Annotated in this window: 16 protein-coding genes and 1 pseudogene; 13 read left to right on the top strand and 4 right to left on the bottom strand. The window is 63.9% G+C overall.

Features of this window, described 5'->3' with window-relative positions; genetic code table 11:
* Positions 1-17: 17 nt before the first annotated feature.
* On the bottom strand, positions 18-389 hold the full coding sequence (locus tag JQ635_RS07015; protein WP_211409141.1) for a thioredoxin: 372 nt from the start codon (positions 387-389) through the stop codon (positions 18-20).
* A 75-nt stretch (positions 390-464) separates the two neighbouring features.
* Here JQ635_RS07015 and JQ635_RS07020 point away from each other — a divergent pair, with 75 nt between their 5' ends.
* Positions 465-1,196 carry a cytochrome c biogenesis CcdA family protein gene (locus JQ635_RS07020; RefSeq protein ID WP_211409142.1) on the top strand — a complete coding sequence of 244 codons (732 nt, stop codon included), beginning with the start codon at positions 465-467 and terminating at the stop codon, positions 1,194-1,196.
* Position 1,197: 1 nt separating this feature from the next.
* Here JQ635_RS07020 and JQ635_RS07025 read toward each other — a convergent pair whose 3' ends face one another.
* Positions 1,198-1,920, bottom strand: coding sequence for a hypothetical protein (locus JQ635_RS07025; RefSeq protein WP_211409143.1), 723 nt, complete (start codon positions 1,918-1,920; stop codon positions 1,198-1,200).
* A gap of 46 nt (positions 1,921-1,966) precedes the next feature.
* On the opposite strand from JQ635_RS07025, the gene JQ635_RS07030 reads away from it, so the two are divergent.
* The 12 genes from JQ635_RS07030 (at position 1,967) to JQ635_RS07085 (ending at position 11,601) form a co-directional block, all read left to right on the top strand.
* On the top strand, positions 1,967-2,587 hold the full coding sequence (locus tag JQ635_RS07030; protein WP_211409144.1) for a SoxW family protein: 621 nt from the start codon (positions 1,967-1,969) through the stop codon (positions 2,585-2,587).
* A gap of 129 nt (positions 2,588-2,716) precedes the next feature.
* Positions 2,717-3,172, top strand: coding sequence for a sulfur oxidation c-type cytochrome SoxX (soxX, locus tag JQ635_RS07035; protein ID WP_211409145.1), 456 nt, complete (start codon positions 2,717-2,719; stop codon positions 3,170-3,172).
* 18 nt (positions 3,173-3,190) lie between these two features.
* Positions 3,191-3,643 (top strand): thiosulfate oxidation carrier protein SoxY, encoded by a 453-nt coding sequence (gene soxY, locus JQ635_RS07040; RefSeq protein ID WP_211409146.1) that lies wholly within the window; start codon positions 3,191-3,193, stop codon positions 3,641-3,643.
* Between the two features lie 16 nt (positions 3,644-3,659).
* Positions 3,660-3,986: a thiosulfate oxidation carrier complex protein SoxZ gene (gene soxZ, locus JQ635_RS07045; protein WP_211409147.1), complete on the top strand. Its 327-nt coding sequence runs from the start codon at positions 3,660-3,662 to the stop codon at positions 3,984-3,986.
* Positions 3,987-4,014: 28 nt separating this feature from the next.
* Positions 4,015-4,836, top strand: coding sequence for a sulfur oxidation c-type cytochrome SoxA (soxA, locus tag JQ635_RS07050; protein WP_211409148.1), 822 nt, complete (start codon positions 4,015-4,017; stop codon positions 4,834-4,836).
* Between the two features lie 27 nt (positions 4,837-4,863).
* Positions 4,864-6,555 carry a thiosulfohydrolase SoxB gene (soxB, locus tag JQ635_RS07055; RefSeq protein WP_211409149.1) on the top strand — a complete coding sequence of 564 codons (1,692 nt, stop codon included), beginning with the start codon at positions 4,864-4,866 and terminating at the stop codon, positions 6,553-6,555.
* A gap of 6 nt (positions 6,556-6,561) precedes the next feature.
* Positions 6,562-7,833, top strand: a complete 1,272-nt coding sequence (gene soxC / locus JQ635_RS07060) for a sulfite dehydrogenase (protein WP_211409150.1) — start codon at positions 6,562-6,564, stop codon at positions 7,831-7,833.
* Positions 7,817-8,509 (top strand): c-type cytochrome, encoded by a 693-nt coding sequence (locus JQ635_RS07065; protein ID WP_246583349.1) that lies wholly within the window; start codon positions 7,817-7,819, stop codon positions 8,507-8,509. The genes soxC and JQ635_RS07065 overlap by 17 nt, the downstream gene beginning before the upstream one ends.
* 26 nt (positions 8,510-8,535) lie before the next feature.
* A complete protein-coding gene (locus JQ635_RS07070; protein ID WP_211409447.1) occupies positions 8,536-8,970 on the top strand; it encodes a DsrE family protein in 435 nt (144 codons plus the stop codon).
* Between the two features lie 14 nt (positions 8,971-8,984).
* Positions 8,985-9,893, top strand: coding sequence for an alpha/beta hydrolase (locus JQ635_RS07075; RefSeq protein ID WP_211409152.1), 909 nt, complete (start codon positions 8,985-8,987; stop codon positions 9,891-9,893).
* Positions 9,894-9,901: 8 nt separating this feature from the next.
* Positions 9,902-10,345 (top strand): DsrE family protein, encoded by a 444-nt coding sequence (locus JQ635_RS07080; RefSeq protein WP_211409153.1) that lies wholly within the window; start codon positions 9,902-9,904, stop codon positions 10,343-10,345.
* A gap of 107 nt (positions 10,346-10,452) precedes the next feature.
* Complete coding sequence (locus tag JQ635_RS07085) at positions 10,453-11,601, top strand: YeeE/YedE family protein (RefSeq protein ID WP_349631841.1); 1,149 nt, start codon at positions 10,453-10,455, stop codon at positions 11,599-11,601.
* Here the strand turns inward: JQ635_RS07085 and JQ635_RS39380 are convergent.
* Positions 11,562-11,705: pseudogene (locus JQ635_RS39380) on the bottom strand (hypothetical protein); the annotation flags it as partial. The gene JQ635_RS07085 and the pseudogene JQ635_RS39380 sit on opposite strands and share 40 nt — an antisense overlap.
* Positions 11,647-11,814, bottom strand: coding sequence for a hypothetical protein (locus JQ635_RS07095; protein ID WP_211409154.1), 168 nt, complete (start codon positions 11,812-11,814; stop codon positions 11,647-11,649). The pseudogene JQ635_RS39380 and the gene JQ635_RS07095, both read right to left, overlap by 59 nt.
* Between the last annotated feature and the right edge of the window lie 278 nt (positions 11,815-12,092).

The raw sequence follows: 12,092 nt of genomic DNA on the forward strand, positions 1-12,092 counted from the left end.
CTCAAAGACGTCTGTGGTCACGACCCGCCTTGTGCCCATCCTGATCCAGCCAGGATCCGGTCCAACAGGCCGAAGAAGAAGGCGTCCCCCGGATAGCCGCGAATGCGCCCGATCTCACGGCCCTCTTTTACCACGACGAAGGTCGGCGTGAAGGCACCAGGATCGATTGCAGCGAGATCGGCGGGCAGGGGGCCGTTCAGATTGACGCGGCGGAGCGGCGCCGCCCGGGCTTCCTCGGTCTTGCCGTAGATCGGCGCGATCTCGGCGTCAAAACGCGCGCACCAGACACAGCCGACCCGCTCGAACATGACGAGCTCGGCGGCGCGCGAACGCGCTACCGGGAGCGCGAGCGCGGCAAGGGCTGCGAGCAATGCGATGATTCGGCTCATCCCCACGGAACGACCTCTGGACTTCCCTGACTCTTTATATCATTATATTCGTATATGTACTAGGGATGAAGCGCAATGACTTTGGATGTCTCGCTTGGCGCGGCCTTTGCCGCGGGCCTGTTGTCGTTTCTGTCACCCTGCATCCTGCCCCTGGTGCCACCCTTTCTCTGCTACATGGCGGGCGTCTCGGTCACGGATCTGTCGAGCGACAGGCCCGATCTGCGGCCGCGCATCCTGGCCTCCGCACTGGCCTTCGTGGCGGGGTTCTCGCTGGTCTTTGTCGCGCTCGGCTCGACCGCATCGATCGCCGGGCGCTTCATCTCCGCGCATCTCTCGACACTCGGCGTGGTCGCAGGCGTCCTGATCATCGTCATGGGCCTGCATTTTCTCGGTGTGCTCAGGATTCCACTGCTCTACCGCAGCGCGACGGTGCAGCTCGACAATCGGCCGGCCGGCGTGGCCGGTGCCTTCGTCATGGGGCTGGCATTTGCCTTCGGCTGGACTCCCTGCGCGGGGCCCATTCTCGCCGCCGTCCTTATGATGGCAGGCTCGGAGGAGACGACGGGGAGAGGCGCGCTGCTGCTCTTTGCCTATTCGGTCGGGACCGGCATTCCCTTCCTGATCGCGGCCGCCTCCACCGGTCGCTTCATGGCGGCGCTCGGCCGCGCGCGCCGGCATCTCGGCCTGGTCGAGAAGACGATGGGCGCCTTTCTGGTCGCGACCGGATTGATGTTCCTGACCGGGTTGATGCCGGTGGCGTCGGAATGGCTGCTCGAGCAGTTCCCTGCGCTCACCCGCATCGGCTGAGCTAGCCGTAGCGGAAATCCAGGAGCTGGGCGTAGGACTGCAGCTCGATTAGGTAGCGATGCACGAGCGGCCCGTCGCCGGCCATCGAGGCATGGGCGATTTCGCCGCTACTCGCGATCGCGCCGTCAATCAGGCGGCGAAATTCACCCTGCCCGGAGATCTCCGCGCTCGCCCAATCGTTGCAGCGCTGCAGGCGATCGCGGAATACGCTTGCTGCGGCCACGGTATCTTCGGCGTGCGCCGAAGCGGGTTGCTCGTCGAAACGCGTGGCCGCCATGCGCAGTCTTTCCATCGCCGGCGCAATTTCGAAGACGCAGTCACCGAGATCGTAGAGGCCCGAACGGCGCCTGAGTTGATGAAAGGACTGGCGGAGTGCAAACAGCTCGCGGCCCGCCGCGACGTTGTCGCCGGTGTCCAGCGCACGCGCTGTCTCTGTTAGCTGTTGACTGCCCTTGGTCAGAAATTCCGTCAGCGCAGCGGACGCGTAGGCGGGCGAGGGGCTGGACGCCGTGATGTCCTGAAGCTGCTTCCACGCCGCCAGCGCTTCGTCGGTCTCGATCTGGGCCAGCGCGATATTCCCGGTGCGGGCGTAGCTCGCCGCGGTGCGCAGATTGGCCATGATCGACTGGATCGCCGACGGCATGTCCTTGGGGCCGACGGCATCGGCCCCAAGGGCAAGCCCGCTTGCGACCAGCCATGCCAGCAAAACGATGATGCAGCGCAAGATCGGAAATCCTTGTCACATTCGAGAATTTGAATATCATAATGGGATGACCGGTGTGCAAGATTTTCCAAAGCTCAAATCCCTGACGCCGCCGAGCACGCCCACGCGGCGTGGATTTCTCGCCCTGGCATCCGCTGCCGCCTTTGCCGCGAGCCGCGCCGAGGTAGCCGCCGAGCCTGCGCTCGGCGATGACGGGCTCTATCACGAGTCCTGGTTTCTCCAGAGTTTCCTCGATCTGCGTGAGGACCTCGATGGCGCCGCCGCCAGTGGCAAGCGCCTCGCCATCATGTGGGAGCTGCGCGGCTGCCCCTATTGTCGCGAGACACATCTGGTGAACTTTGCCGATTCCGACATCACCACGTACATCCGCGACAATTTCGAAGTCTTGCAGCTCAATCTGATCGGCTCCCGCAAGGTTACGGACCTCGATGGTCAGGAATTGTCGGAGAAGGATCTCGCCCAGAAATATGGGATCAGGTTCACGCCTACCTTCCAGTTCTTTCCGCCATCGTCCTCCGGCGTCGGCGCAAAAGAGCCGATGGCGCGGGAGGTTGCGCGGGCACCGGGCTATCTCAAGCCGCCCCACTTCCTGGCGATGTTTCGTTTCGTGCGGGAGCGGGCCTACGAGCGCGGAACGTTCCGGGATTTTCTTGCCGCAAACGGTTAGCTGTGACTGCGGTGCACGAATTCCGCTTGACGCCGCCATTTACATCAACATATCATGATAACTGAATTTGATGGATTGTGAGTCCATCGCAATCAAGGGCGGGCGTCACCTCGCCAAAGGGTAGGGAACATGCGGCGCTCGCTTGTGGCTGCGTTTGCACTATGTCTGTCGGCTGGCGTCGCTTGCGCCCAAGAGCCGACGAAGACGCCAATCAAGCTCGATATCGTCAACGACGCGCTGCCGAACTCGCTGACCGGTGCGCCGGGTAATGCCGAGGCCGGCAGGAAGGTGTTTCTGACGCGCACGCTCGGCAACTGCCTGGCCTGTCATCAGGTCACCAGCCTGAAATCCGAGGAATTCCATGGCGAGTTCGGTCCGTCGCTCGATGGTGTCGCCGGCCGCTACACCGAGGCGCAACTGCGCCTCATCGTCGCCGACCCCAAGCGTATCTTCACCGACACAGTCATGCCGGCGTTCTTCAAGAACGAAGGCCTGAGCCGGGTGCGCCCCGAATTCGTCGGTAAATCGATTCTGACGGCCGCGCAGGTCGAGGACGTCATCGCTTTTCTCAAGACGCTGAACTGACGGCGAGGAGGATCAGGAATGAAAGCCATCAATCGACGGCAGGCATTTGCGCTCGGGGGCGGCTTCGTCATGCTGACCCTGATGCCCATGGCGGCCGATGCCGAAGTCACGAACGACGCGGCGAAGTGGATCGAGAAGTTCACCAGCGGCAAGCAGCCTGCCAAGGGCAAGATCTCGCTCGACCTGCCGGAGATCGCGGAGAACGGCAACACCGTGCCGCTGTCGATCAATATCGAGAGCCCGATGACCGCGGAGTCCTACGTCAGGGATGTTCTGATCATCGCCGACGGCAATCCGAATGCGGGCGTTGCGACGCTGTCCTTCACCCCGCTGTCGGGCAAGGCGGAGGCCTCGATCCGAATCCGGCTCGCGACGACCCAGAACGTGGTTGCGGTCGCGAAAATGAGCGACGGCACACTGTTCACGGAGCAGAAGACCGTCAAGGTCACGATCGGCGGCTGCGGCGGCTAAGGGCAGGAGAGGAAAGATGGCAGACAAACCGCGCATCAAGCTTCCGAAGGAAGCGGCCAAAGGCGAGATCATCCAGATCAAGACCCTGGTCTCGCATGTCATGGAATCGGGGCAGCGCAAGGATGCCCAGGGCAAGGTGATCCCGCGCAAGATCATCAACAAGTTTGCCTGCGAGTTCAATGGCAAGCCCGTGTTCTCCTGCGCGCTGGAGCCGGCGATCTCCGCCAATCCCTACATCCAGTTCGACGCCAAGGTGGACGAGGCCGGAACCTTCAAGTTCTCCTGGACCGACGACGACGGCACGGTGATCACGGCCGAAGAGAAGATCGCGCTCAAGGTCTGACGCGCGCGGCGTTTCTAGGGAGGGACGGATGCTGCAACGATTTGCTGGGATCGCCGCCGCGGCCGTCGCGTTCGCGTCGGTGGCGACCTGTGTCTTCGCGCAGGATGCCGAGCGCAAGGGCATCGCGGCGCCGCCCGGCCACGTCTTCAAGACGATCATCTCCGGTTACGAGTTCCGCAGCAAAGAGACCCGTGCGCTGCAGGACGACGATCTCGAAAATCCCGGCTTTCTCGCCGTGGAGCGAGCTGCGGATGTCTGGAAGAAGGTCGAGGGCGCCGCGGGCAAGTCCTGCATGAGCTGCCACGAGCAGGCCGAGACCAGCATGAAGGGCGTCGGCGCCGCCATGCCGAAATGGGACGACAAGCTGCAGAAGCCAGTCAATCTCGAGCAGCGCATCAACATCTGCCGCACCGAGCACATGAAGGCGGAGCCCTGGAAATTCAAATCGCAGGAACTGACCGACATGACCACGTTCGTGCGCTACCAATCGCACGGCATGAAGGTCTCGGTGAAGACCGACGGCCCGATGTCGCCCTGGTTCGAGCGCGGCAAGCAGATCTACTACACGCGGTACGGCCAGCTCGATCTCGCCTGCGAATCCTGTCACGAGCGCAACAACGGCAAGTTCATGCGCGCCGATTTCCTGAGCCAGGGCCAGACCAACGGATTCCCGACCTATCGGCTGCGCGATCAGCGCCTGGTGCCGCTGCACGAGCGCTTCGAAGGCTGCATGTTCGACGTGCGTGCCGAGCCGTTCAAGCCCTTGTCGGACGAGTTTATCGCCCTCGAGCTCTATGTCGCCTGGCGCGGCATCGGGCTGCCGGTCGAGACGCCCTCGGTGCGCAACTGAAACGATGAACCTCCTGGAGCATTGCGCATGATCTCTCGCCGCGAGTTCATTCAGGTTGCTGCGGCAACGGCGGCACTCTCGACCGGTTTGGGCTCCAGTCTGACCCGGGCGGTCGCCCAGCAGCGCCTGACCCAGAAGGAATTGCTGGCCTTCGAGCCGCTCGGCAACGTCACGCTGGTGCATGTGACCGACATCCACGGTCAGCTCATGCCGCTCTATTTCCGCGAGCCGTCGACCAATCTCGGCGTGGGCGAGGCCAAGGGCCTTCCGCCGCACGTCACCGGCAAGGAGTTCCTGGCCCGCTTCGGCATCGCGCCAGGCTCGTCTGCGGCCTACGCGCTGACGTCGGAAGATTTCGAGGCTCTGGCCAAGAGCTACGGCCGGATCGGCGGTCTCGACCGCGCTGCGACCGTGATCAAGGCGATCCGCGCCGAGCGCGGCGACAAGGTTGCGCTGCTCGACGGCGGCGACACCTGGCAGGGATCATGGTCGTCGCTGAAGACGCGCGGCCAGGACATGATCGATTGCATGGCGCTGCTCAAGCCTGATGCCATGACCGGGCATTGGGAGTTCACCTACGGTACCGAGCGCGTGAAGCAGGCAATCGAGGGCCTCGGCTTCCCGTTCCTCGGCCTCAACATCCGCGACACCGAATGGAACGAGGCCGCCTTCGACGGCTTGACCATGATCGAGCGCGGTGGCGTCAAGATTGCCGTGCTGGGCCAGGCCTTCCCCTACACGCCGGTCGCCAATCCGCGCTGGATGATTCCGAGCTGGTCTTTCGGTGTGCGCGAGGAGGACGTCCAGGCGCAGGTCGACAAGGCGCGCAAGGGCGGTGCGCAGCTCGTCGTGCTGCTCTCGCACAACGGCTTCGACGTCGACCGCAAGCTTGCCGGCCGCGTCAAGGGCATCGACGTCATCCTGACCGGACACACACATGACGCGCTGCCCGAGGCGATAAAGGTTGGCAAGACCCTGCTGATCGCATCGGGCTCCTCTGGCAAGTTCGTGTCGCGGCTCGATCTCGACGTCCGCGACGGCGAGGTCAAGGCCTACCGTTACAAACTCATTCCGCTGTTCTCCGATGTGATCACTGCGGACGCCGAGATGGCCGCGAAGATCGCCGAGGTGCGCAAGCCGTTCGCGTCGGATCTCGCCAAGGTGCTCGGCAAGACCGACTCGCTGCTCTATCGGCGGGGCAATTTCAACGGCACGTTCGACGATCTGATCTGCCAGGCGCTGTTGCAGGAGCGGGACTCCGAGATCGCGCTCTCGCCGGGCTTCCGTTGGGGCACCAGCGTGCTGCCCGGACAAGACATCACATTCGAGGACGTCACCAACGCGACCGCGATTACCTATCCGGCGGTCTACCGCATGGGCATGACGGGCGCGCGGTTGAAGGAGATCATCGAGGACGTCGCTGACAATCTCTTCAACGTCGATCCCTATTATCAGCAGGGCGGCGACATGGTGCGTATCGGCGGTCTCTCGTATGCGATCGATGTCACAAGGCCGCAAGGCAGCCGCATCTCGGACATGCAACTGGTCAAAACCGGCGCGCCGATCGATCCCAACAGGGAATATCAGGTCGCGGGCTGGGCCAGCGTCAATGAAGGAACCGAAGGGCCGCCGATCTGGGAGGTCGTGGCCAATTATCTGACCCGACAGAAGACGGTTCGCCTCGAGCCGAATAGAGCTGTCAAAGTCACCGGAGCGTAAGAAGTGATGTCGAAGATGGACAGTCCCCGGCAATCCCGACGCAACTTCCTGGCCGCTAGTGCCGGCGTTGCGGCGTCGGTGCTCGCGAAGCCCGCTTTGGCCGGCGGCGGCAATCCGGCGAACCAGCCGCCTAACGTACCGGAATGGACCAAGTCGCTTGGTGAGGGAGTCGCCGTGCGCCCGTACGGCAAGCCGTCGAAGTTCGAGAAGGACGTCGTCCGGCGCGACGTCGAATGGCTGACCGCCTCGCGCGAGTCCTCGGTGAGCTTCACGCCGCTGCACGAGCTCGAAGGCATCATCACCCCGAACGGCCTCTGTTTCGAGCGCCATCACGGCGGCATCGCCGAGATCGATCCGGCCGATCATCGCCTGATGATCCATGGGCTGGTCGAGCGTCCGCTCATTCTCACGCTGGAGGAGCTGAAGCGCTATCCGCGCGTCAACCGCATCCACTTCATGGAATGTGCGGCGAATTCGGGCATGGAATGGCGCGGCGCCCAGCTCAATGGCTGCCAGTTCACCCACGGCATGATTCACTGCGTGCAGTACACCGGCGTGTCGCTGCGTACCCTGCTGGAAGAAGCCGGCGTCAAGACCAACGGCAAATGGCTGCTGGTCGAAGGGGCCGATGCGGCCGCGATGGATCGCAGCCTGCCGATCGAGAAGGCGCGCGACGACTGCATCATCGCCTACAAGATGAACGGCGAGGCGCTCTATCCCGAGCAGGGCTACCCGATGCGGCTCGTGGTGCCGGGCTGGCAGGGCAATCTCTGGGTCAAGTGGTTGCGCCGCATCAAGGTCGGCGATCAGCCCTGGCACACCCGCGAGGAGACCTCGAAGTACACAGACCTCCTGCCGAACGGCAAGGCGCGTCGCTTTACCTGGTCGATGGACGCAAAATCGGTGATCACGAGCCCGAGCCCACAGGCGCCGATTAAGCATGGCAAGGGTTTTACCATCGTGTCGGGTCTCGCCTGGAGCGGCAATGGCAAGGTCAAGCGCGTAGACGTATCGCTCGACGGCGGACGCAACTGGTGGCCGGCGCGGCTCGACGGGCCGGTGCTCGATAAGGCGCTGACGCGCTTCTACTACGAGTTCGACTGGAACGGAGAGCCGCTGCTGCTGCAATCGCGGGTCCAGGACGAGACCGGATACGTGCAGCCGAGCAAGGCCGAGCTGCGCAAGATTCGCGGCGTCAACTCCATCTATCACAACAATGGCATCCAGACCTGGCATGTGCAGGCCAGCGGTGAGGTCGAGAATGTCGAAGTCGCTTAAGTGTGCTGCCGCGGCGCTGCTCGTTTGCGCGATGAGCGCGCCCGCGCTCGCGCAGCAGAAGACCGATGCCAAAGCCGGTCCGCGCTATCACATCGGTCGCGCGCCAACCGCGGCGGAAATCCGCGGCTGGGATATCGACGTACGGCCCGATGGCCAGGGCCTGCCTGAGGGCAAGGGCACGGTTGCCCAGGGCGAAAAGCTCTTCATGGACAATTGCTCGACCTGCCACGGCGAGTTCGGCGAGGGCAATGGCCGCTGGCCGGTGCTGGCCGGCGGCAAGGGTTCGCTGACGTCAGACAATCCGGTCAAGACCGTGGGCTCCTACTGGCCCTACGCCTCGACCGTGTTCGACTACGTCCGCCACGCCATGCCCTATGGCAATACTGAGTCGCTATCGGTCGATGAATACTATGCGCTGGTCGCCTATGTGCTCTACCTGAACGACGTCGTGACCGACCAGAATTTCGAGCTGACCAACAGAAACCTCGCCACGATCAAGATGCCGAACGAGCAGGGCTTTGTGATGGACGATCGCGCCACCACCGAAAAGTCATTCTGGCAAAAGGACCCTTGCATGAAGGATTGCATCGCGCCGGTGAAGATCACCGCGCGCGCCGCTGCGATCGACGTGACGCCTGAGGACGGCAAGGACAAGAAGTCGCGGGGCGTGGAGTGAGCCGCGGGCAGGCGAGCCGCCGCGGATTGCTTCGCGGGCTGGTCGCTGCCGCTTTCATCGTGACCGGTCTCGCCGCCCCGACCCGCGCGGCCGAGCCGCACAGGCTCGCGCTGCAGATCAGCGACGACGACCCCGTCAGGATGCGCGCTGTTCTCGATGTTGCCGCGAACGTGTCACGGCACTATTCCGGGCGGGGCGAAGACGTCGAGATCGTTGTGGTGGCCTTCAATGGCGGCCTCGACATGCTGCTCGACGGCCGCTCGCCGGTGAAGGAGCGCCTTGTGAACTTCCTGAAATCGATGCCCAACGTGAGCTTCATCGCCTGCGGGAACACGCTGGAGACGCTGGCGGCGAAGGAGGACAAGCGGCCGCCGCTGATCGAGGGCGTCAGCGTTACCCAGGTCGGGGTTGCCGCGTTGATGGATCTTGCGGAAAACAACTGGACAATCGTCCGTCCCTGAGGAGAGAGCCGCCCATGCGATGGTTTATGGGATTGGTCGTCTTGCTCACTCTCGCGCAGCCCGTCGGCGCTGCCGAGCAGGAGCTCGAACTGTCCATCAACGGCCGCACGACGCTTGCGACGCTGCGCACGCCGACCTCGATGGCGTCAGACACGCCGTTCGTCGTGATGACGCACGGCACGCTCGCTCACAAGGACATGGAGATCATTCAGGGCGTCGCGAAAGCGCTTGAGCAGCGCGGCATCGCCTCGCTCGCGCATACGCTGTCGCTCGGGCTCGATCGCCGCAAAGGCATGTATGACTGCGCCATGCGGCACGATTACGTCGCCGAGGACGCGGTTGCGGAGATCGGCGCCTGGGTCGCGAAGGCGAAGAGCATGTCCCGGTTCGTCTTCACGCTCGGTCATTCGCGCGGCGGCAATCAGGTCGCGCGCTATCTGGCGGCGAACGAAACACCTCCCGTCGCGGGCGCGGTGCTGTTGGCACCGACGACCGCGGGAGCCGAAGCGGGCTTGCGCGCTTCCTATGTCCAGACCTATGGCAAGCCGCTCGAGCCGCTTCTGGAGAAGGCGACGAAGGCTGTCGCCGCGGGACGCGGTGGAGAATGGATGGATGCGCCGGGCTTCATCTACTGCCGCAACGCCGTGGTCACCGCGCGGGCCTTTTCATCCTTCTATGCTGCCGATGCCGCCCAGGACACCGCGGCGCTCGTGGCGCGCATGAAGCTGCCGGTGCTGGTGTTCGCCGCAACCAAGGATACCGTAGTGCCCGATGTGGCGGCGTCCTTTGGACCATTGGCCGTTTCGGGCGGCGGCGGCAGGGTGCAACTCGACAAGATCGAGGACGCCGATCATTTCTTCCGCGACCTGTTCGCGGAAGACGTGGCGGACCGGATCGCCGAATTCATCAAGCAGGCACGATAGGAGGGACCATGCTGCGTCGATCCATGCTTCGCGCGAGCCTTGCCGGACTATTTGGCACTCTTGCCGTGCGCGAGGCGGCCGCGGCGACGGAAGCACCGACACGACAGCGCGTCGTCTATCATCTCGCCGATGTCGACCGCGTCGTCTTCGTGCTGGGCAATCTCCAGAACCACGTCGATGGCGTCGGCGGGCCCGGCAAGGCCGATATCAGGCTGGTCGTGCATGGGCCGGCGTTGCGCGCCTTCCACGCGCTGGCCGCGGAGGACCATACCGTTGCGATGATGAAGAAGCTCACCGATGCCGGCGTCGGATTTGATGCCTGCGCCAACACGATGAAGGCGCAGGGCGTCAAGCTCGACGACCTCACGCCCGGCTTCGTGGTAGCCGAGAAGGGCGGCGTGGTGCGGCTCGCCGAGCTGCAGCAGCAGGGATATGCCTATCTGCGCCCCTGACCGGGCGCGGCCATCGCCTGCAATTCTCCGGGCCTTGATTTGGCTCATTTGGCGAGGCCGCGCCGCGCGGTAATCTGGCAGATCTCGAAGGGAACACTGAGGCGGCCGTGCTGACGCCACTCATCGATCTCCTGGGTGAAGACCGGCTGTCATGGCTTGGCGGCCTCCTGGTCGGCGGCCTGTTCGGATTCTTCGCTCAGCGCAGCCGCTTCTGCCTGCGCGCCGCGGCGGTCGAATTCTCGCGTGGTGAGGGCGGGCCTCGCCTGGCGGTCTGGCTCCTGACCTTCGCCGCGGCGCTGGTGGGGACGCAAAGCTTCGTCGCGCTCGGTCTGCTCGACGTCTCTGAGGCGCGGCAGCTCGCGCAGCAGGGCAGCATCTCCGGTGCGCTGGTCGGCGGCGTGATGTTCGGCTGCGGCATGATTTTGGCGCGTGGCTGCGCTAGCCGGCTGCTGGTGCTCTCGGCCAATGGCAATCTCAGAGCACTGCTGTCGGGCCTGGTGTTCGCGGTGACGGCGCAGGCCTCCTATCGCGGCCTGCTGTCGCCCGCGCGCGAGTGGGTGACCAATCTGTGGCTGGTCGACGGCGGGCCGTCGCGCGACATCATGGCGGTGTTCGGCGGCGGTACGCCCGAAAAGCTCGCTTTCGGCGGATTGTGGCTGATCGCGGGGCTCGCCTTCGCCTTTCGAAGCCAATTGCCGCGGCGGTTGATCCTGTCCGCGCTGGCAACGGGCGTGGCCGTCATCGCCGGCTGGCTTGTTACCTATCAGCTCTCGCAGGCTTCCTTCGCGCCGGTGGCGCTGAAGAGCCTCACCTTCAGCGGGCCGTCAGCCGAGGCGCTGATGCTGGTGCTCAACAGCTCGCAGCTCCGACTCGGCTTCGACCTCGGCATCATCCCCGGCGTGTTCCTTGGTTCGTTCATTGCCGCGGCGGCTGCGGGCGAACTGAAGCTCGAGGGATTTTCGGACGGGCTCGGCATGCGGCGCTATCTGCTCGGCGCTGTGCTGATGGGATTCGGCGCGATGCTAGCCGGTGGATGTGCAGTTGGCGCCGGCGTGACCGGGGCCTCGGTGTTTGCGCTCACCGCCTGGCTCGTGCTGGGCGGCATGTGGCTGGGGGCGGGGTTCACAGACCTGTTCGTCGACCGCGGCGGCATGCCGCAATCGCAACGGGCGGAGAGGCACCATACCGTTCCGGAATCGGAACCGAAGTACAGCCGATCACCCACGAGGAGCGGAGCAGATTTGGGAACGGTATAGTAGGGAAACCCGCCCGGCGCGACAAAGCGCCATGCCTCCTGGAATTCAACGACGGCTGAAATCTTCACGCTCGATCGCGTGAGCCCGAGATCTGCCAGCGTCATCAAGGATGTGACCGAGATCTTCCGCCGCTCCGCCCAGCGCGGATCGATAATCGATCACGGCAAAGGCCGAAGCGATGTCGAGCCCATGCTGCCGCAGCGCTTCCATCAACTTTAGCGATCTGCGGCAAATCAACTCAGGATATTTCCTAAGTGATATTGCAATCGAGTGCGCCCTTGTGGTGTCTGCTTCATCTCAGTTTCGTCAATCCAAAGGACATGCATAAGGGGCAGGGGCAGTGAAACGTTCGACTTCGGGCGAGTCGTACGCACGTAATGTGTTGTCACATGAAGACGAGTTGAGGTCATCATCGGCGGCGCGGGGCGTTTCGGTGAGGTTTGCGAGCATTGTCTCCTGGCTACTCCGAGGAGGGGGCGGGGCGCCGCGTA

It is taken from the genome of Bradyrhizobium iriomotense (assembly GCF_018130765.1).
Classification (GTDB): Bacteria; Pseudomonadota; Alphaproteobacteria; order Rhizobiales; family Xanthobacteraceae; genus Bradyrhizobium; species Bradyrhizobium iriomotense_A.

What these genes read in the sequence shown, in the direction of transcription:
- JQ635_RS07015 (WP_211409141.1), bottom strand. Translation starts at nt 389, where the DNA reads ATGAGCCGAATCATCGCATTGCTCGCAGCCCTTGCCGCGCTCGCGCTC.
- JQ635_RS07020 (WP_211409142.1), top strand. Translation starts at nt 465, where the DNA reads ATGACTTTGGATGTCTCGCTTGGCGCGGCCTTTGCCGCGGGCCTGTTG.
- JQ635_RS07030 (WP_211409144.1), top strand. Translation starts at nt 1,967, where the DNA reads ATGACCGGTGTGCAAGATTTTCCAAAGCTCAAATCCCTGACGCCGCCG.
- soxX (WP_211409145.1), top strand. Translation starts at nt 2,717, where the DNA reads ATGCGGCGCTCGCTTGTGGCTGCGTTTGCACTATGTCTGTCGGCTGGC.
- soxY (WP_211409146.1), top strand. Translation starts at nt 3,191, where the DNA reads ATGAAAGCCATCAATCGACGGCAGGCATTTGCGCTCGGGGGCGGCTTC.
- soxZ (WP_211409147.1), top strand. Translation starts at nt 3,660, where the DNA reads ATGGCAGACAAACCGCGCATCAAGCTTCCGAAGGAAGCGGCCAAAGGC.
- soxA (WP_211409148.1), top strand. Translation starts at nt 4,015, where the DNA reads ATGCTGCAACGATTTGCTGGGATCGCCGCCGCGGCCGTCGCGTTCGCG.
- soxB (WP_211409149.1), top strand. Translation starts at nt 4,864, where the DNA reads ATGATCTCTCGCCGCGAGTTCATTCAGGTTGCTGCGGCAACGGCGGCA.
- soxC (WP_211409150.1), top strand. Translation starts at nt 6,562, where the DNA reads ATGTCGAAGATGGACAGTCCCCGGCAATCCCGACGCAACTTCCTGGCC.
- JQ635_RS07065 (WP_246583349.1), top strand. Translation starts at nt 7,817, where the DNA reads ATGTCGAAGTCGCTTAAGTGTGCTGCCGCGGCGCTGCTCGTTTGCGCG.
- JQ635_RS07075 (WP_211409152.1), top strand. Translation starts at nt 8,985, where the DNA reads ATGCGATGGTTTATGGGATTGGTCGTCTTGCTCACTCTCGCGCAGCCC.
- JQ635_RS07080 (WP_211409153.1), top strand. Translation starts at nt 9,902, where the DNA reads ATGCTGCGTCGATCCATGCTTCGCGCGAGCCTTGCCGGACTATTTGGC.